The organism is Streptomyces sp. NPDC049687, assembly GCF_044465285.1.
Classification (GTDB): Bacteria; Actinomycetota; Actinomycetes; order Streptomycetales; family Streptomycetaceae; genus Streptomyces.
Map to the genome: position 1 here is coordinate 1 of NZ_JBITLN010000026.1, position 18471 is coordinate 18471.

Genomic DNA, 18471 nt, shown 5'->3' on the forward strand with positions numbered 1-18471 from the left:
TGATTTTTGGCACGCTGTTGAGTTCTCAAGGAACGAAAGCTTCCTTTGTACTCACCCGAGAGACTCTCTCAGGCTTTCCTCCGGGCTTCCCTTCGATCTTGCGTTTCCAACTCTATCAGGGTTTTTCCGTCCTTCTGACCACCGCCCTGCAGGCATGCAGAAGATGATCCAAAGTAGGATCTGACCGAGTTGGATGCTGCTCGGCGAGCGCGCTTGACCGCAACGCTCACCCTCAAGCAGGAGTACGACTGTACACGGGGCCCCAGAGCGGGTGCAAATCCACTAGACTGGTGGTCTAGACCACGAGCGGTCTCCTGTGCGGAACCGGTACTTCATTTGACATACCCTGCTGCACAGTGCGCCGTCCTGGACATGCAGTAACGGCCCATGTACATCTCCACCCCGGGAGGCTTCCCATGACCACCGTGACGTCCCCCCTTGCAGGACGCGCCATCGGACTGGCAGCGGTGCCGGATCCGGTCTTCTCCGGGGCCATGGTCGGCCCGGGTACGGCGATCGACCCGGTGCGCGAACCGTCCGAGGCGGTCGCACCCGTGGACGGAGTGATCGTCTCTCTCCACCCGCACGCCTTCGTCGTCGTCGACGCCGAGGGACACGGCGTGCTCACGCATCTCGGTATCGACACCGTGCAGCTCAACGGCGAGGGCTTCGAGCTCCTCGTGAACAAGGGCGACACCGTGACCCGCGGTCAGAGCATCGTGCGCTGGAATCCAGGCGCGGTCGAAGCGGCGGGCAAGTCTCCCGTGTGTCCTGTCGTGGCACTGGAGGCGACGGCCGACGCCCTCGGTGAGCTTCGCGAAGACGGCGACGTGAAGGCCGGCGACGCTCTCTTTTCCTGGCAGTGATGCCCGCCCCGTCGGCATCCGTCATGGATGGCACGACGGCACAGAGGACAACCAACCGCGGCGGCGGGACCCGCCGCACTATCGGAGACGGGTGAAATGGAGACAACGCTGCGAGGCGTCGGCGTGAGTCACGGTGTGGCGATCGGCGAGGTTCGGCACATGGGAACGGCGGTACTCGAACCGCCTGCCAAGCAGATCCCGGCGGAGGAGGCGGAGCGCGAGCAGGGGCGCGCCCGCAAGGCCGTGGAGGCCGTGGCAGCCGATCTGATGGCGCGCGGCAATCTGGCGGGTGGCGAGGCACAGGCCGTGCTCGAGGCACAGGCCATGATGGCCCAGGACCCCGAATTGATGGCGGACGTGGAACGGCGCATCGCCGTCGGCAGCACGGCCGAGCGAGCCGTGTACGACGCGTTCGCCGCCTACCGCGAGTTGCTGGCGGGAGCCGGTGAGTACCTCGCCGGTCGCGTGGCCGACCTCGACGATGTGCGGAATCGTATCGTCGCCCGTCTGCTGGGCGTCCCGATGCCCGGCGTCCCGGACAGTGACGAGCCCTACGTGTTGGTGGCCCGGGATCTGGCGCCGGCGGACACCGCGCTGCTCGACCCGACGCTGGTGCTCGGCTTCGTGACCGAGGAGGGCGGACCGACGAGTCACAGCGCGATCCTGGCGCGCGCGCTCGGCGTGCCGGCCGTCGTGGCGCTGCCTGGTGCCGGTGAGCTGGCCGAGGGCACGATGATCGCCGTCGACGGCAGCACCGGCGAGATCTTCGTGAACCCGAGCGACGGCAAGAAGGCGGAACTCGAGGCAGCCGCCGCGGCGCGCAAGGCTGCGCTGGCCGCTTCGACCGGTCCGGGCGCCACCGCCGACGGTCACAAGGTGCCGCTCCTGGCGAACGTCGGCGGACCGGCCGATGTACCGGCCGCCCTGGAGGCGGGGGCCGAGGGCGTCGGTCTCTTCCGTACCGAGTTCCTCTTTCTTGACGACAGCAAGAACGCGCCGTCCGAGGAGAAGCAGGTCGAGGCCTACCGGCAGGTGCTCGAGGCCTTTCCCGAGGGCCGGGTCGTCGTGCGCGTGCTGGACGCGGGTGCGGACAAGCCGCTGGACTTCCTGACTCCGGCCGACGAGCCGAACCCGGCGTTGGGCGTGCGAGGTCTGCGCACGCTGCTGGACCACCCGGGGATCCTGCGCACCCAGTTGACGGCGCTCGCGAGGGCTGCCGAGGGTCTGCCGGTCCACCTCGAGGTGATGGCCCCGATGGTGGCCGACCGTGCCGACGCGAAGGCGTTCGCGGACGCGTGCCGTGAGGCTGGGCTGCGGGCGAAGTTCGGCGCGATGGTGGAGATTCCGTCGGCCGCGCTGCGAGCCCGGTCGATTCTTCAGGAGGTCGAGTTCCTGTCGCTGGGGACGAACGACCTCGCGCAGTACACGTTCGCCGCCGACCGGCAGGTGGGTGCGGTGTCCCGGCTGCAGGATCCGTGGCAGCCCGCGCTGCTCGACCTGGTCGCGCTGTCCGCCGAGGCGGCCAGGGCCGAGGGCAAGAGCTGTGGTGTGTGCGGTGAGGCCGCGGCCGACCCGCTGCTCGCGTGTGTACTGACCGGTCTGGGTGTCACCTCCCTCTCCATGGGTTCGGCGTCGATTCCCTATGTGCGGGCGACGCTCGCGAAGTACACGCTGGCGCAGTGCGAGCGTGCCGCGGCGGCCGCGCGTGCGACGGACACCGCCGAGGAGGCGCGCAGCGCGGCGCAGGCCGTGCTCTCCGGCGAGTAGGTCGTCGGTCGGGCCGGCGATCGGCCGGTGAGCAGGGGCGCTCCGCCTTCGGGTGGAGCGCCCCTGCTTGTCGGAGTGTCGTATGTGCTCAGTGGTGGTGGTCCGGCAGGGGGCCTTCCTGGCCGAGATCCGGAGGAGCGGTGTAGTCCACGCCGGACTCGGGTGAGATGAGGTCGCCCGATTCGGCGTCGGTGCAGTAGGCGTCGAAGACCTCGCTGGCGGTCAGGGGTTCGAGGCCGTCGCCGCGCATCCGCCAGCCGTAGATCCGGTCGGGGGCACCGGGGGCGCTGGTGCGCATGACCAGGCCTCCGGGACCCCGGGTGGCGAGGCCGAGGGCGAGGACGGTGGTGAACTCCAGTGACTCGGCCTCGTCGAGTTGCGTGGTGCCGTCGGTCTCCTCGTCGCCGTGGAGGACGGCGACGAGCGTTTCGGGTGTTCCGGTGACGCTGCAGACGAGGTGCCGGTTGCCGGGCGGGGCTGTGTCGAGGATGCGGATGACCAGGTCGGAGGCGCGGGTGAAGGCCGCGCGGCCGATGTCCTCGCCGCAGGTGGCGCAGGCCCCGAGGCGGGACAGGAGGGTGGCCGCGTACTCCCAGGTCGCTTGCCTTACGGCTTCGTCGACGAGGGCGGGGACGAGGTCGGCGAGGGGTTGGCCGTCGTAGGGGATGGTGGGGCCCGTGGTCGCGAGTTGGGCCGTGAAGCGGGTGCGGTTGGCGGGGAGGTCGGGGTCGAGGTTCCTGGCCTTGCAGTACTCGGCGTACTCCTGTGGGTCGAAGAGGGCCACGATGGTGTGGCTGCCCTGCAGGGCGCGTGTCTTGAGGAGGTCCTCCACCTGGCGGAGGTAAGTGGCGTGGTCGTCGAAGGCGAAGGTGCGGTAGCGCCGCATGGCACGGAAGTCGTGTTCGTCGGTGAGCAGGCCGATGGTGCCCGCGATTTCACGGCGCAGGACGCGGCGCATGGTCTGGCGGTCGGTGTGTGCCATGTTTCTTCCCCCTGTGAGCACGGTCGATCAATGCTCACTCACAGTAACCGGCGGCACTGACAATGGCTTCGGCGCGAGCCGCTCGCGGACCAGGCGATGCTGGAATGCGCAGGTCATGGCGATGACGCTGCCGAAGGTGAGCCAGCCGAGGGGGCCGGTGGCGATCGCCCCGGTGACGGCGAGTGGTCCGATGCTGCGCTGGGCCGACTGGGCGAGGCCGTGGACTCCGAGATAGGCGCCCTGGGCGGTCTCGGGGGCGAGAGCGACGGAGAGTTCCCAGGCGATGGTGGCGTGGAACATCTCGGCGAGGGTGAAGAGCACTGCTGCGGCCGTGAGGGACAGGGTGGTCGTGATGGTCCCGCCGGTGGCTGAGGCGGCCATGGCGACGCCGGCCAGGGCGAAGGTGGCCGAGAGCGGGATGAGGAGGGCGCGGGCGGCGGCCGTGGTCGAGCCGAACCGGGCCAGGGAGATCTGGAGTGCCACGACCATCACGTTGTTGAGGACCAGTAACAGGGGCGCCAGACCGTGCGGTGCGGTGCCGGTGTGGGCGATCCAGAGGGGCAGGCCGACCTTGAAGACCGCGTCGTCGAGGAAGAGGACGGTGTCGGTGGCCACGTAGGCGAGGTAGGTGCGGTCGCGCCAGGGGCTGGTCGGTCCGGCGGTCGAGCTGGGGTCCTTGGAGGTGGCCACCGTGCGGGAGGTGGCGCGGGGTTCGTGGCACCGCAGCGTGAGCAGGGCGCAGGCGGCGAAGGAGAGGGCGTCGCCTGCGAGGAGCCATCGGTAGGCGGCGGTGCTGCCGAGTGCGAGGGCGGCCGCCGCGGTGAGGCCTCCGAGGGCCCAGCCGGCGTTGGCGACGGTGCGCTGGACGGCCTGGTAGCGGACGCGGTCGGCGCCGGCGACGCGGGTGGCGTAGAGCTTGGTGAGGACGTTGGCGGCACGGTCGCCGAGGCTGCCGAGTGAGCACAGGACCACGAGGAGCGCGAAGTGGTCCGTGGTGAGCAGGGCGAAGGAGGCGAGCGCGCGCAGCAGTTGGACGGCGATCAGCACCCGGGTGAGCGGGACACGGTCCGCGAGGCGGCCGCCCAGGGGGGCTCCCGCGATCCCCGCGGCTCCGGCGGCGGCGACGAGGGTGCCGACCTCACCGACGGAGAGGCCTGAAACGTAGGTGAAGTACAGGACGCTGACGGATGCCCACAGGCCGCTTCCGACGCGGTCGACGAGGGCGATGGTCAGCATTCTTCGCCCGTCACGCCCTCCTGGAAGGCGGCTGCTCCATGTGGCTGCGCGGCGGATCGTCGGATGCACGGGCTCCCCCTTGCCTCGAATTATGTATTGATACATACTTGGCAATGTGGCAACACAATATGGGATCAGTGGTGCGACGGCCAAGGGGATTGCCGCGTCCGTCGAACGGGGCGTGGCCGAGGGGTCGTTGGGGCCGGGGGCCGCGCTGCCTCCGGTGCGGCGGCTCGCGGACGAGCTCGGGGTGAGCCCCGGGACGGTCGCGACGGCCTACAAGGAGTTGCGGCGACGGGGCGTCGTCGTCACGCGCGGGCGGGGCGGCACGGTGGTCGCGCCGGTTCCCTCGGTGGCGTCACGCAGGCCACCGAGAGTGCCGGAAGGACTGCGGGACCTGGCCGGCGGTCATCCCGATCCGCGGTTGCTGCCCGGTCTGGCGCCTCCCACGCGTCTGTCCCCCGGCGCCCGTTCCCACCGCTCGACGCCCCGGCTCGAGCGGCTGGAGGAGGCCGTGAGGGACTGGCTGCGGCCCGACGGCGTGCCCGTGGAGCATGTGACGTTCGCGCACGGGGCGCTGGACCTGATCGGACGGCTGTTGTCCGTGGAACTGCGCTCGGGGGACGCGGTGGCCATGGAGGATCCCGGGTACCACCATCTGCTGGATCTGGTCACGGCGCTGGGGCTGCGCATCGTTCCCGTCGCCGTGGACGACGAGGGCGTGCGCCCCGATGCGCTACGAACAGCCGTACGGGCGGGGGTACGCGCGCTGGTGTTCAGCCCGCGGGCGCAGAACCCCTTTGGTGGCTGTTTTTCCGCGGAGCGCCGGAACGAGCTCGTCGACGTCCTGCGGGACGAGCCGGATCTTCTGGTCGTCGAGAACGATCACGCCTCCGTGGTCGCGGACGCGCCGCTGCGCACCCTGACGTCTGGCGGACTGTCCCGCTGGGTGCACGTAAGGACGGTGAGCAAGTTCCTGGGGACCGATCTGCGGTGGGCGGCGGCAGCCTGTGATCCCGCCACCCTGGCCCGGCACGACGGGCGGCTGCTGCTGACGTCCGGTTGGGTCAGTCATCTCCTCCAGGAGACGGTGTACCGGCTGCTGACCGACAACGACACCCGCGCGTTGGTGACACGCGCGCGGGAGACGTACGCGCGGCGCAGGACTGCGCTGCTCGAGGAACTGGCGGCTCGTGGCATCCCGGCGCACGGCACGAGCGGGATGAACCTGTGGGTGCCGGTGCGGGACGAGTCGGCCGTGGTGAACGGGCTGCGGTCGTACGGCTGGTGGGTCGCGGCCGGAGCACGGTTCCGGTCGGCGTCCGAGCCGGCGGTGCGGATCTCCGTCGCCGAGCTCGAGGCGGCCGACGCCGTGCGGCTGGCCTCGGACTTCGCCGCGGTTCTGGGTGAGTCCGAGGCCACCTACGGCGGCTGAGCGGCTTGCCCGCCCTGAGGCCCTTGGAGCGCCGTCAGGCCCGCTTGCGGGCGAGATCCTCGTAGAAGTGCAGCAGCTCCAAGTTGTCGATGGAGCCCGGGTTGACCGCCTTCTGCAGCGGGGTGCCCTGGAGGAGGCGCTTGACGGGGACCTCGATGCGCTTGCCGGTGAGGGTGTGCGGGACCCCGGGTACCTCGATGACCTCGTCGGGGACGTGGCGCGGCGAGAGCTGTTCGCGGATGGCCTGCTTGATACGGCCGAGGAGGGCGTCGTCGAGGACGGCTCCGGGAGCGAGATGGACGAAGAGGGGCATCCAATAGCCGCCGTCGGGCTGTTCGATGCCGATGACCAGGGACTCCCTGATCTCGGGAAGCCGCTCGACGACCTCGTAGATGTCGGCGGAGCCCATGCGGACACCCTGGCGGTTGAGCGTGGAGTCGGAGCGGCCGTGGATCACGACGGAGCCGCGTGAGGTGACGGTGATCCAGTCGCCGTGGCGCCACACGCCGGGATAGGTGTCGAAGTAGCTGTCGTGGTAGCGGCTGCCGTCGGGGTCGTTCCAGAAGTGGACCGGCATGGACGGCATGGGATTGGTGACGACGAGCTCGCCGACTTCGTCGACGAGAGGGTGGCCGTTCGGATCCCAGGACTGCAGGTCGGTGCCGAGGCCGGGGGCCTGCAGCTCACCGGTGTACACGGGGAGCGTCGGCACGGCTCCCGCGAAGCATGAGCACACGTCGGTGCCGCCGCTGACGGAAGCGATCCACAGGTCGGCCCCGCTGCCTGCGAACTCGTCGTGCAGCCAGCCGAAGCCGTCGGGCGGCAGGGGTGATCCGGTGGTGGCGACGCACTGGATTGTGCTGAGGTCGAAGTCGCGGGCCGGGTGGACGTCCGCCTTGCGGCACGCCATGACGTACGCGGCCGAGGTGCCGTAGAGGGTGGCTCCGGTGCTCTCGGCGACGCGCCACTGGGCGCCGGTGTCGGGATAGCCGGGGCTGCCGTCGTAGAGGACGATCGTCGTGCCGGTCAGGAGACCGGAGACGAGGAAGTTCCACATCATCCAGCCGGTCGAGGTGTACCAGAAGAAACGGTCCCCGGGGCCGAGGTCGCAGTGCAGGCCGAGTTGTTTGAGGTGTTCGACCAGGATGCCGCCCTGGGACTGGACGATGGCCTTGGGCAGGCCTGTCGTGCCGGAGGAATAGAGCACCCACAGAGGGTGGGCGAAGGGCACCTGTTCGAAGACGGGTTCCTCGTCGGCGGCGGTCAGGGCCGACCACTCCAGGGCTCCCTCGGGGGCATCGGTGCCGAGGAGCGGGATGTGGACGACGGCACGCAGGGTGGGCAGCTCGCGGCGGAGTTCGCCGACCACGTCACGGCGGTCGTGTTCCTTTCCGCCGTAGTGGTAGCCGTCGACGGTGAACAGGACGACGGGTTCGACCTGCTGGAACCGGTCGAGGACGCTGCGGGCGCCGAAGTCCGGGGCGCAGGAGGTCCAGACGCCGCCCACGGCGGCGGTGGCGAGGAGGGCGACGACAGCCTGCGGGATGTTCGGGAGGTAGCCGCTGATCCGGTCGCCGGGCCGGACGCCCAGGGCGCGCAGTTCCGCCGCGAGCGAGCCGACCTGGCGGCGCAGTTCCGACCAGGTGACCGGGCGCGGTTCGTGGGACTCGTCGACATACAGCAGGGCCGGTTCGTCCGGGCGCGTGGCGGCCGCTCGCAGGGCGTGCTCGGCGTAGTTCAGCGTGGCGCCGGGGAACCATTCGGCACCCGGCATGGATCGCTCGCCCAGCACGCGCGTGTAGGGCGTCGAGAAGCGTACGTCGAACCACTCCGTGACGGCTTTCCAGAACGTCTCCAGGTGGTCGACGGACCAGCGGTGCAGGGCCGGATATCCGCCTTGGGCGGGGGCTCCGTGCTGTTTGGCCGCCCAGGCCTGAAACCGGGTGACCTGGGCTTTCGCGATGCGCTGGGGATCTGGCCGCCAGAGCGGCTCGGGGTTCACGGTCGACATGGGGGCGGCTCCCGGACTGTGGCGCGTCGTCTGCGTCGTCGGCGCACGGGCTGGGTTGTGCGCGTGACGCGGCTGACAGGGACGATGCCATGTGATCGACTTCTGCACCAGGGTGTGCCTCACACAGTCCGTGTCGTGAAGATGGGCCCCGGCATGGGTGAACGGCAGTTGAACGACACGCGCGTGTGGAGCGGTCAGTGGCAGGGTGAACAGCATGGACGGTCGTGACCTGGTGCGTTCGATGAAGACGGTCGGTTCCGCGGGCGCGGTTCAGGGGTTGCGCACTGTGCGGGCCGCGTGGCGCAGGCGGCGCGCCGACTCCACCGGGTTGCCGGCGCGGGGTGCCGAGCGCGCGCGGGTGCCGGGGCCGGTGCAGGAGGTGGAGCCGGAGCCCGGCGGTGGCACGCTGAGGTTCAGCCGTTCGGAGCTGAGGATCCTCGTGGCCGTGAACGGGGCCGTGTTCTGGGGGTGGGACGGTGCCGGGCCGGAGCCGTCGTACGCGCTGGCCGGCCGCTGCCCGGAGCCCGATCCCCGGGCGGTGCTGGAGCCGGACAAGGACGGCGGGTGGCGGGTTGTGGCCGAGCGGGTGACGGTCGTCGTCTCGCGGCACGGTGCGATCGAGGTGTGCACGCCGGGTGGGGTGACGTTGCGCCGTGATCTGCCGCCGCGGTGGTGGGAGCCCCGGGAGGGCGGTCCGGCGCGCTGGATGCAGCGCTCGGAGGTGGCGGCGGACGCGCGCTTCTTCGGGCTCGGCGGGCGGGCGTCCGGACCGCGGCTGCGCGGAGGAACGTACCGGCTGTGGAACACGGATCCCGGTCGTGCGTTCGGCCGTGCGGAGGACCCGCTGTACCTGACGATGCCCGTGCAGCTGGTGGTGTCCGACGCGGCCACGCATCTGGTGTTCCACGACACTTCGTGGGACGGGACGGTGACGCTGCGGGAGGGCGAGGAGGGGGCCGGTTCGGGGCATGACCGGGCCGGGTCGTGCGAGCTGCGGATGGACGGCGGGCCGTTGCGCTGCTGGGTCATGGTCGGCACCCCCGCGCGCGTGCTGCTTGCCTGGGCCTCGCTCACCGGGGCGCCGACCCTGCCGCCCGCGTGGGCGCTCGGGCACCATCACGCGCGCTGGGGCTTCGGCGGCGAGCAGGAGGTGCGCCGGATCGTCGCGGGCTATCACGAGCACGGCCTGCCGCTCGACGCCGTTCACCTGGACATCGACCACTACGACGACCACCAGGTGTTCACGGTCGACGAGGACCGCTTCCCCAAGCTTCCGGTGCTCGCCGAGGAACTGCGGCGGGACGGCATCCGTCTGGTGTCGATCGTCACCCCGGCGGTCAGGGCGGATCCGGGCAACGCCGTCTACGACAGCGGGCTCGCCGAGGACGCGTTCGTCAAGGACGCCTCGGGGCGGCTCGTCGAGGGCGTGGTGTGGCCGGGCGAAGTGGTCTTCCCGGATTTCACGCACGCGCGTGTGCGGCAGTGGTGGGGAGGGCTGTACGCGGAACGGATCGAGCAGGGTTTCTCCGGCTTCTGGCACGACATGAACGAGCCGACGTCGTTCACCGCCTTCGGTGAGTCGACGCTGCCCCGGTCGGCCCGGCACGCCCTGGAGGGCCGGGGTGGCGATCACCGCGAGGCTCACAATGTCTACGGGCTGTGCATGGCCCGGGCGGCCCATGAGGGGCTGCGGGACCTGCTGCCCGAGGAGCGGCCGTTCGTGTTCTCCCGCTCCGGCTGGGCGGGACAGCAGCGCTATGGCGGGACGCGGTCGGGGAACGTCGCGACGGGCTGGCCGGGACTGCGGGCGTCGCTGTCGCTGGTGATGGGGCTCGGACTGTGCGGCGTGCCGTACTCGGGGCCGGACGTGGGTGGCTTCGACGGGAGTCCGTCGCCCGAGCTGTATCTGCGGTGGTTCCAGCTGGGGGCGTACCTGCCCCTGTTCCGTACGCACGCGAGTCTGCGGGCGGGCCGCCGAGAGCCGTGGGAGTTCGGTCCGGAGGTGCTGCAGCACGCGCGCGTGGCGCTCGTCGAACGCCGGCGGCTGCTGCCCTACTTCATGACGCTGGCGCATCTGGCCCGGCGTACCGGCGCTCCCTATGTGCGTCCGCTGTGGTGGGGGGCACCGGAGGACCGGGCATTGCGGGACTGCGAGGACGCTTTCCTGCTGGGTGACTGCCTCCTGGTGGCGCCGGTGCTGGATCCGGGCACCGACCGGCGTGCGGTGCAGTTGCCGCGCGGGCTCTGGTACGACACGGCGACGGGACGGAGGTACCGGGGGCCGGGGCAGGTGATCGTGGACGCGCCGCTGTCGCGCATTCCGGTGCTGGCACGCGCGGGTGCGGTCATACCGGTGCGCGGGGACGGCGGCGGGCTGGAGCTGGAGGTGTGGACGCCGGCCCGGGGGCGTACCGGTGGGGGGCTGGTGGTCCGGGACGCGGGCGACGGCTGGGACGAGCCGGAGGTGGAGCGGTACGTCGCCCGCTGGGAGGGCCGGCAGGTCGTCGTCGAACGGGAGGGGGAGGACGGCCTGTACGAGCCGTCCCACCCCGTGCGTGTGCGCGGGCTCGGCGAGCGCTGATTCAGATGTAGCGGCCCTCGAAGAACGCCCGCACCGCGTGTGTGTGGAGCGGGAAGGCGAGCTCCTCCGGCCTGCGCAGAAGGTGCCAGCCCTCCGTCTCGTCCGTGGTGGCCGACTCCGGGAGGCGGTCCGCGGGGCGCTCCGGGAGGAGTCCGAACAGCAGCAGGTGGCCGTCGGGCGAACTCATGGCGTCGACGAGCCGTACGTCGCGGCTCGCGGCGTCGATACCCGTCTCCTCCTTGAGTTCGCGGACGACGGCCTGCCGCCAGTCCTCCCGGTCGTCGATGTAACCGCCGGGCAGTGCGATGCCCCCGCGCGCGGGGCCGACGGTTCGGGTGATGACGACCAGGGCGGTGCCCTTCGTGTCGTACACGGGCTGGAGCGCGATGGCCACCGGCAGCGGGTTGCGGTAGGCGATGGTGGCGCAGGCCGGACAGGTGCGGGGCCAGCCGGTGACGCCCTCCCCGTAGGGCGCTCCGCAGCTCGAACAGTGGGAGTCGCGTGCGGAGTTCGAATTGGAGTGCAGAGTTTCGGACACGCGGCGGAGCGTATCCGATCTTGGGGAGGGCGTCGTACGCCGGCGGCTCAGTGTGCCGCGGTGAGGGATTCGGTGGAGACGGGGAAGTCGAAGTAGGTGTCCGGGTAGGGCTCGGGCTTGAAGGTGTAGTGCCACCACTCCTCGGCGAGGTTCACGAACCCGAGCTCTTCAAGGGTGCTCTTGAGGAGCAGCCGGTTGGCGCGTTGCCGTCCCTGGATGCGCGGGTCGAGCGTGTGGGCCAAGGTGTCGAAGCAGTCGAATCCGGTGCCCATGTCGACCGAGTTGTCGGGGAAGCGCTCCGGCCGGGGTGCGTAACAGGGGACCAGGGATTCGCCGGGGACGTACGGCCTGGTCGGACTGGCGGGGAGCTTCACGAGGGTGAGGTCCATGGTCGAGCCGCGGCTGTGGCCGGACTTCTCGGCGATGTAACCGTCCTCGAAGAGGCGGGTCTTGTCGACGTTCGGGTAGAACTCCCCCTTCATCGACTGGTCGTTCAGGTCCTCGGCCCAGCGGACGAAGTGGTTCACGGCACGCTGGGGGCGATAGCAGTCGTACACCTTGAGTGAGTATCCCTGGGGCAGCAGCTTGCTCTGGGCCCGGTGAAGGGCTTCGGCGGCAGGCCGGGTGAGGATGCAGACCGGCTGCTGGTAGCCGTCGATGCGTACACCCACGAAATTGTGCGGGGTGAAGTAGCGCATCTCCTGCAGGATCGTCGGATCCACGGATCTCAGGGCCACGAAGTCGGCCGGGGCCTTGGGCCCGGTGTCCGCCTGCGCTGTGGCGGGAGCGAAGGTCACGGTCAGCAGGGCGACGAGCGCGGTGACGGCACCGCGGACTGCGCTGGAGAGGCGTGTCATGTCACCTCCCTGCCCAAATCCCGATGCACATGCCACACTTCTGACGAACCGTCAGATTCGGTGCCGAGGAGGAGCCTTGTCGCGTGCACGCACACCCGTGGTCGCCGGGTGGTTCACCGGGGACGGGGAGGACTTCAGGCTCCTCGGAACGCGCTGCTCGGCCTGCCGGTCGGTTTTCTTCCCACGCGAGGACACGCACTGCCGCAACCCTGCGTGCCGGGGCGGCCGTCTGGAAGAGCTCCCCCTGTCGCGGCGCGGGCGCGTCTGGTCGTACACGGACAGCCGGTACCGGCCTCCGTCACCCTATGTGACCAATCGGGAACTTCCGTGGGAGCCGTACGCGTTGATCGCTGTGGAGCTGGAGTCCGAGCGGATCGTGGTGCTGGGACAGGCGGTTCCCGGGATCACCGTCGCCGATCTGACGGTGGGCATGGAGGTGGAGGTCGTCCCGGGCGTGCTGGGCGAGGACGCGGAGACGACCTGGACGACCTGGCAGTGGCGGCCGACGGGGGTGGCGGGATGACGGCAGAGGTGGCGGTGCTCGGTGCGGGGATGCACCCGTGGGGCAAGTGGGGACGGGGGTTCGTCGAGTACGGGGTGGCGGCGGCGCGGGCGGCCCTCGCCGACGCCGGGCTGGACTGGCGGGACGTCGGCTCGATCGTGGGGGCGGACACGGTGCGTGGCGGTTATCCGGGGTATGTGGCCGGGGCGACGTTCGCGAAGGCCCTTGGCTGGCAGGGCGCGCGGGTCACGAGTGTGTACGCGGCGTGCGCCTCGGGCGCGCAGGCGATCAACGCCGCGAGGGCGCAGATCCTCGCCGGTCTGGCGGACGTGGTGCTCGTGGTCGGGGCGGACGCCGCGCCCAAGGGCTTCTTCCGTCCCGCGGGCGGGGACCGGCCGGACGACCCCGACTGGCTTCGGTTCCGGATACTGGGCGCCACCAATCCGACGTACTTCGGACTGTACGCGCGCAGGCGCATGGCGGTGCACGGGGACACTCCCGAGGACTTCGCCCAGGTCAAGGTGAAGAACGCCGCCATGGGCGCGTTGAACCCGAACGCGCGCTACCGCAAGCGGGTCACCGCCGAGGAGGTCGCCGCCTCCGCGGTGGTCGCCGATCCGCTGCGGCTGCTGGACATCTGCGCGACCTCGGACGGCGGGGCGGCCCTGGTGCTCTCCAGCATGGAGTTCGCCCGTCGGCACGGCGCACCGGACCCGGTGCGAATCCGGGCCGTGTCCACCGTGACGCCCCGCTACCCCAACACCGTACTGGACCTGCCGGACATCGCCACCGACTCCGCGACCGGGGAGCAGGCCGGTGGTGAGCCGTTCCGTGCGTCGATCGCTCGCGCGGCGTACGAGGAGGCGGGTGTCGGGCCCGAGGACCTTTCCCTCGCCGAGGTCTACGACCTGTCCACCGCCCTGGAGTTGCAGTGGTACGAGGATCTCGGGCTCTGTGATGACGGCGAGGGCGCCAAGCTGCTGCGTGAGGGGGCGACCGCGGCGGGCGGTCGCATACCGGTGAACCCGAGCGGGGGGCTGGCCTCGTTCGGGGAGGCGGTGCCGGCGCAGGCGATCGCTCAGGTCTGCGAGGTGACCTGGCAGTTGCGGGGGCAGGCCGGCGACCGTCAGATCGGGCAGGCGCGCGTCGGTATCACGGCGAACCAGGGGCTGTTCGGGCACGGATCGGCGGTGATCGCCGTGCGATGAGGAGACGGACGCCATGCGCGTGACCCCGCCGGCACCGGAGCGGCGCCGCCGCACACCGTCCGTGACCACTCCGGAATCCCGCGTGAACGTCTCATGAACTGGCCTTGGGCGTACGCCCGCAGCGCCATCATGCTCCCGTGCCCTCCTGGATGGATACTCTCCGCTTCGCCTTCCAGCCGGTGGTCAACCTGGCCACGGGAGGGGTGGCGGGGCTGGAGATACTCGCCCGCCCGGAGTCGGGGGACATTCTGGCGGAGGCCCGGCGGGACCCCGAAGTCGACGTCAGGCTGGCTGTGGCGGCGGTCCGGGCGGCGGCCCGCAAGGAGACATTGCTGCCCCTGCATGTGAACGTCTTCGCGGGGACTCTGGCCGATCTCGGCGGGCTCACGCCGCTCCACGACGCGGTCCGCGCGGTGGGGCGGCTGCCGTGGGAGGTGACCCTCGACATCGTTCCGCCGTACACGCACGTGCCGCAGCACGCGCTGCTGGAAGCCGTGGCCGCGCTGCGAGGCCAGGGCTTCCGGGTCAGTGCGGACGGCGTGGGGGACGGAGACGTGCCCCTGCGACTGCTCGTCGACATCGCACCGGACCTGGTGAAGCTCGACGCGTCCCTGCTGGCACGACCGGGGGCGGTACGGGCGATGCGGATGTGGTGCGAGGAGTCGGGAGCGCTTTTGGCCGTGGAGGGGGTGGAGACCGAACTGCAGTGTGCGGCCGCGCTGTCGGCGGGTGCGCAGCTGGCCCAGGGCCTGCTGTTCGCGCCGCCGGCCCGGCTGCCCGCCGCCGAGGTGTACGTTCCGCCGCGCGTGCCCGGCGTCGTGTCGGTGCCCCGGTCCGGGCCGTCGGTGAGGGAGTTCGTGCGGCCGGCCGCGCTGCTGCCCGCCAGTGCCTCGGCCGGGCAGGTGCGGGCGCTGCTGACCGGGTCGCCGGACGTGTCCGGGGTGCTGCTCGTCGACCGGGCGGGGGCCCCGGTCCGTTCGGTGCACCGGTCGCGCTTCCTGTTGTCGATGTCGGGGCGCTACGGCCATGCCCTGTACGCCGACCGGCCCGCGACCAAGCTCGCCGATCCACCGCGGACGGTGGGCATCGACGCGACGGCCTGGGAGGTGCTGGACGTGGTCGCGGTCGGCGACCGGGACCGCACCTCGGACGACGTGGCGGTCGTCGACCGCCACGGACGATGCGTGGGCGTCGTACGACTGGCGGATCTCGTAAGGGCGCTGGCCGAGAGCCGGGTCGAGGCGGCGGTGGGGCTCAATCCGCTGACCCGGCTGCCGGGCTCGGACGCGATCACCGGGGAGGTGGACCGGCGGATCACGGAGGGGCGCCCGTTCGCGCTGAGCTGGCTGGACGTGGACCATTTCAAACAGGTCAACGACGGCGCGGGATTCGCGGCGGGTGACGAGCTGATCCGGTCGGTGGGGCGGGCGCTGCAGGTCGCGGCCTCCGGGAGCACCCGTGTGGGGCACATCGGCGGGGACGACTTCCTGGTGCTGGCGGATCCTGAGGACCTGGAGCCGCTGGCCGCCTCTGTGCTGGACACGCCGTGGTCGGCGGGCGGGAGCCCGGTCACGCTGTCGCTGGCAACGGTCCTGTGCCCGTCGGGCAGTGTGACCGACCACCGGCAGGCGGCCGCATGTCTGGCGCCGCTGAAGAAGGCCGCCAAGTCGTTGCGCGGGGCGAGTTGGGTGCTGGGGCGGGCAGGGCTGTGCGGTCATGAGGTGAGGCGGGGGTCGCCGCCGGTGGCGGCGGGCGCGGTGGGCGTGGAGCCGGGGGCGGGCTGAGTGGGCATCAGCCGGACGATCTGAGGAGCGGCAAAGGAACGGCAGCCGGACGACCTGAAGGACGGTCAAGAAACGACTGGGGGCCGGTGGGTGGGCGCAGTAATGGTGACAACCATTGCCGTCCGCCTCCTTGACGCTCCCTGGGCGCCGGTGAACACTTCCCGGTGTCAGCCGACATCGCCGTACATTCTCGGCGTATCCAGGCGCGCGCCGCGCGGGCTCGCTCAGCCGCGGCCCACTCCCCCACGGTCGATTCGGCTCTGACGGCACGCTCGTCACGGACGCCGGGCGGGGCGCGGGACCTCCCTGCCATGGCCGAATCAGCCACGCGAACCGCACCCTGCACAGCGCACCGGGGCCGATCGCCCCGGGCCGGGCCCAGGAGCCGCCATGAGCAACGGAGACATATTCGTCGGCGAGGTCATCGGTACCGCGATCCTCATCCTGTTCGGCGCGGGCGTCTGCGCCGCCGTCACCCTCAGATACTCCAAGGCACGGGCGTCGGGGTGGGTGGTGATCGCGTTCGGCTGGGGCTTCGGTGTGCTGGCGGGGGCCTATACCGCCGCGCCCCTGTCCGGCGGACAGCTCAATCCGGCCGTGACCATCGGCATCGCCGTCGACACGGGTGAATGGGGCAAGGTCTGGGTCTACCTGCTGGGCCAGATGGTCGGTGCGATGCTCGGTGCCGTCCTCGCGTATCTGGTGTACCTCGCGCAGTTCCAGGCGAACGTACGGCAGACCGGCACCACGGAGGGCACGGCCGAGGAACCGACGCCGACCCTGGGGATCTTCTCCACCATCCCCGAGATCCGAAATCCGGTCGCCAACCTGATCACGGAGATCATCGCGACGATCGCGCTCGTGCTGCCGATCCTCGCCTTCGGGCTGACGAAGGGGCTCGGTGAGTCCGGCACCCTGGTGCTGATCGTGTCCCTGCTCGTCGTCGGCATCGGACTCTCCCTGGGCGGGCCCACGGGCTATGCCATCAACCCGGCGCGCGACCTGGGCCCACGCATCGTCCACACCTTCCTGCCGATCCCGAACAAGGGCACCTCCGACTGGGGTTATGCCTGGATCCCGGTCGTCGGCCCGCTGATCGGCGGAGCACTCGCGGGTCTCCTCTACCACGTGGCCTTCTGACCGGCCGCGCAGCCTTCTGAACCCAGCCCAAGGGGTAGCCATGACGGACAACGCCGAGAAGTACGTCGCCGCGATCGACCAGGGCACGACCTCCAGCCGCTGCATCGTCTTCGACCGCAACGGCGCGATCGTCGCCGTCGACCAGCGTGAGCACCGGCAGATCTTTCCCAAGCCCGGTTGGGTGGAGCACGACGCGACCGAGATCTGGTCCAAGGTGCAGGCCGTGGTCGCCGGGGCGATCGCCAAGGCCGGGCTGCGCGCCGACCAGATCAGCGCGCTCGGCATCACGAACCAGCGCGAGACTACCGTGCTCTGGGACCGGGCCACGGGCAAGCCCGTGCACAACGCGATCGTCTGGCAGGACACCCGTACCGCCGGGCTCTGCAACGAGCTCGGCGGCTCCGACGGACAGGACCGTTTCCGTGAGCAGACGGGACTGCCGCTCGCCAGTTATTTCTCGGGGCCCAAGGCGGCCTGGCTGCTGGACAACGTGCCCGGGCTGCGGGCCCGCGCCGAGCGGGGCGAGATCGCCTTCGGCACCATCGACTCCTGGCTGATCTGGAACCTCACCGGTGGCACCGACGGCGGCCGGCACGTGACCGACGTGACCAACGCCGGGCGGACCATGCTGATGAACCTGGAGACCCTTCAGTGGGACCCCTCCATTCTGTCGGCGATGAACGTGCCCGAAGCCGTACTGCCGGAGATCAGGTCCTCGGCCGAGGTGTACGGCACCGCCGTGGGCCAGCTCGGCGGAGTGCCGGTCGCCTCGGCGCTGGGCGACCAGCAGGCGGCGGTGTTCGGCCAGGCCTGCTACGACGTGGGCACGGCCAAGAACACGTACGGGACGGGCAGTTTCCTGCTGCTGAACACCGGCAGCCGGCCGGTGCCGTCGAAGAGCGGTCTGCTGACGACGATGGGCTACAAGATCGGCGAGGAGGCACCGGTCTACTGTCTGGAGGGCTCGATCGCGATAACGGGTGCGCTGGTGCAGTGGTTCCGCGACCAGCTCGGCATCATCCGTACGGCTGACGAGATCGAGACGCTGGCGGCGAGTGTCGAGGACAACGGCGGCGCGTACATCGTGCCCGCCTTCTCGGGCCTGTTCGCGCCGTACTGGCGTTCGGACGCGCGCGGTGTGGTCACCGGGCTCACCCGCTACGTCACGAAGGCGCACCTCGCCCGTGCGGTGCTGGAGGCGACGAGCTGGCAGACACGGGAGGTCGTGGACGCCATGTTCCAGGACTCCGGGGTGCAGATCACGACCCTGAAGGTGGACGGCGGGATGACGAAGAACAACCTGCTCATGCAGCATCAGGCGGACGTGCTCGGCGTCCCCGTGATCCGGCCTCGTGTCTCCGAGACGACCTGTCTGGGCGCGGCGTACGCGGCAGGGCTGGCCACCGGTGTGTGGAACGACCTCGACGAGTTGAAGGCCCACTGGCAGAAGGACGCCGAGTGGACGCCGGCGATGGAGGCATCGGTGCGGGACCGCGAGTACCAGAACTGGCGCAGGGCGGTGGAGAAGAGCTTCGGATGGATGGAGGAAGGCACGGGCTGAGGG

Annotated in this window: 14 protein-coding genes; 9 read left to right on the plus strand and 5 right to left on the minus strand. The window is 70.7% G+C overall.

Annotation, left to right across the window (positions count from 1 at the left end):
• Positions 1–416: 416 nt before the first annotated feature.
• Entirely contained in the window at positions 417–866 is a 450-nt protein-coding gene (locus ACIBVL_RS41440; RefSeq protein ID WP_399106140.1) for a PTS glucose transporter subunit IIA, read from the plus strand.
• A gap of 96 nt (positions 867–962) precedes the next feature.
• Positions 963–2633, plus strand: coding sequence for a phosphoenolpyruvate--protein phosphotransferase (gene ptsP / locus ACIBVL_RS41445; protein ID WP_399106142.1), 1671 nt, complete (start codon positions 963–965; stop codon positions 2631–2633).
• A gap of 88 nt (positions 2634–2721) precedes the next feature.
• Here the strand turns inward: ptsP and ACIBVL_RS41450 are convergent, their stop codons facing one another.
• Together ACIBVL_RS41450 and ACIBVL_RS41455 are read right to left on the minus strand one after the other, a co-directional pair.
• Complete coding sequence (locus ACIBVL_RS41450) at positions 2722–3615, minus strand: hypothetical protein (protein ID WP_399106144.1); 894 nt, start codon at positions 3613–3615, stop codon at positions 2722–2724.
• A gap of 27 nt (positions 3616–3642) precedes the next feature.
• Positions 3643–4851, minus strand: a complete 1209-nt coding sequence (locus tag ACIBVL_RS41455) for an MFS transporter (RefSeq protein WP_399106146.1) — start codon at positions 4849–4851, stop codon at positions 3643–3645.
• A gap of 115 nt (positions 4852–4966) precedes the next feature.
• Between ACIBVL_RS41455 and ACIBVL_RS41460 the strand changes: the two genes are divergently transcribed.
• Positions 4967–6286 (plus strand): aminotransferase class I/II-fold pyridoxal phosphate-dependent enzyme, encoded by a 1320-nt coding sequence (locus ACIBVL_RS41460; RefSeq protein ID WP_399106148.1) that lies wholly within the window; start codon positions 4967–4969, stop codon positions 6284–6286.
• A gap of 34 nt (positions 6287–6320) precedes the next feature.
• Here the strand turns inward: ACIBVL_RS41460 and ACIBVL_RS41465 are convergent, their stop codons facing one another.
• On the minus strand, positions 6321–8297 hold the full coding sequence (locus tag ACIBVL_RS41465; RefSeq protein ID WP_399106150.1) for an acetoacetate--CoA ligase: 1977 nt from the start codon (positions 8295–8297) through the stop codon (positions 6321–6323).
• Between the two features lie 214 nt (positions 8298–8511).
• On the opposite strand from ACIBVL_RS41465, the gene ACIBVL_RS41470 reads away from it, so the two are divergent.
• A complete protein-coding gene (locus ACIBVL_RS41470; RefSeq protein ID WP_399106152.1) occupies positions 8512–10878 on the plus strand; it encodes a TIM-barrel domain-containing protein in 2367 nt (788 codons plus the stop codon).
• Position 10879: 1 nt separating this feature from the next.
• Here the strand turns inward: ACIBVL_RS41470 and ACIBVL_RS41475 are convergent, their stop codons facing one another.
• Entirely contained in the window at positions 10880–11416 is a 537-nt protein-coding gene (locus ACIBVL_RS41475) for an NUDIX domain-containing protein (RefSeq protein ID WP_399106154.1), read from the minus strand.
• A 47-nt stretch (positions 11417–11463) separates the two neighbouring features.
• A complete protein-coding gene (locus ACIBVL_RS41480; RefSeq protein WP_399106156.1) occupies positions 11464–12273 on the minus strand; it encodes a M15 family metallopeptidase in 810 nt (269 codons plus the stop codon).
• Positions 12274–12370: 97 nt separating this feature from the next.
• Here ACIBVL_RS41480 and ACIBVL_RS41485 point away from each other — a divergent pair, with 97 nt between their 5' ends.
• The 5 genes from ACIBVL_RS41485 (at position 12371) to glpK (ending at position 18468) form a co-directional block, all read left to right on the plus strand.
• Positions 12371–12796 (plus strand): Zn-ribbon domain-containing OB-fold protein, encoded by a 426-nt coding sequence (locus ACIBVL_RS41485; protein WP_399106216.1) that lies wholly within the window; start codon positions 12371–12373, stop codon positions 12794–12796.
• Positions 12793–13983: a lipid-transfer protein gene (locus ACIBVL_RS41490; protein ID WP_399106158.1), complete on the plus strand. Its 1191-nt coding sequence runs from the start codon at positions 12793–12795 to the stop codon at positions 13981–13983. The genes ACIBVL_RS41485 and ACIBVL_RS41490 overlap by 4 nt, the downstream gene beginning before the upstream one ends.
• 137 nt (positions 13984–14120) lie before the next feature.
• Positions 14121–15767, plus strand: a complete 1647-nt coding sequence (locus tag ACIBVL_RS41495; RefSeq protein WP_399106160.1) for a GGDEF domain-containing protein — start codon at positions 14121–14123, stop codon at positions 15765–15767.
• 390 nt (positions 15768–16157) lie between these two features.
• Positions 16158–16907, plus strand: coding sequence for an MIP/aquaporin family protein (locus tag ACIBVL_RS41500; protein WP_399106162.1), 750 nt, complete (start codon positions 16158–16160; stop codon positions 16905–16907).
• Positions 16908–16947: 40 nt separating this feature from the next.
• Entirely contained in the window at positions 16948–18468 is a 1521-nt protein-coding gene (gene glpK / locus ACIBVL_RS41505) for a glycerol kinase GlpK (protein ID WP_399106164.1), read from the plus strand.
• Positions 18469–18471: the final 3 nt, after the last annotated feature.

Coding starts and splice junctions, on each gene's coding strand:
- ACIBVL_RS41480 (WP_399106156.1), bottom strand. CDS start 12,273: ATGACACGCCTCTCCAGCGCAGTCCGCGGTGCCGTCACCGCGCTCGTC.
- ACIBVL_RS41465 (WP_399106150.1), bottom strand. CDS start 8,297: ATGTCGACCGTGAACCCCGAGCCGCTCTGGCGGCCAGATCCCCAGCGC.
- ACIBVL_RS41500 (WP_399106162.1), top strand. CDS start 16,158: ATGAGCAACGGAGACATATTCGTCGGCGAGGTCATCGGTACCGCGATC.
- glpK (WP_399106164.1), top strand. CDS start 16,948: ATGACGGACAACGCCGAGAAGTACGTCGCCGCGATCGACCAGGGCACG.
- ACIBVL_RS41440 (WP_399106140.1), top strand. CDS start 417: ATGACCACCGTGACGTCCCCCCTTGCAGGACGCGCCATCGGACTGGCA.
- ACIBVL_RS41490 (WP_399106158.1), top strand. CDS start 12,793: ATGACGGCAGAGGTGGCGGTGCTCGGTGCGGGGATGCACCCGTGGGGC.
- ptsP (WP_399106142.1), top strand. CDS start 963: ATGGAGACAACGCTGCGAGGCGTCGGCGTGAGTCACGGTGTGGCGATC.
- ACIBVL_RS41470 (WP_399106152.1), top strand. CDS start 8,512: ATGGACGGTCGTGACCTGGTGCGTTCGATGAAGACGGTCGGTTCCGCG.
- ACIBVL_RS41450 (WP_399106144.1), bottom strand. CDS start 3,615: ATGGCACACACCGACCGCCAGACCATGCGCCGCGTCCTGCGCCGTGAA.
- ACIBVL_RS41455 (WP_399106146.1), bottom strand. CDS start 4,851: ATGCTGACCATCGCCCTCGTCGACCGCGTCGGAAGCGGCCTGTGGGCA.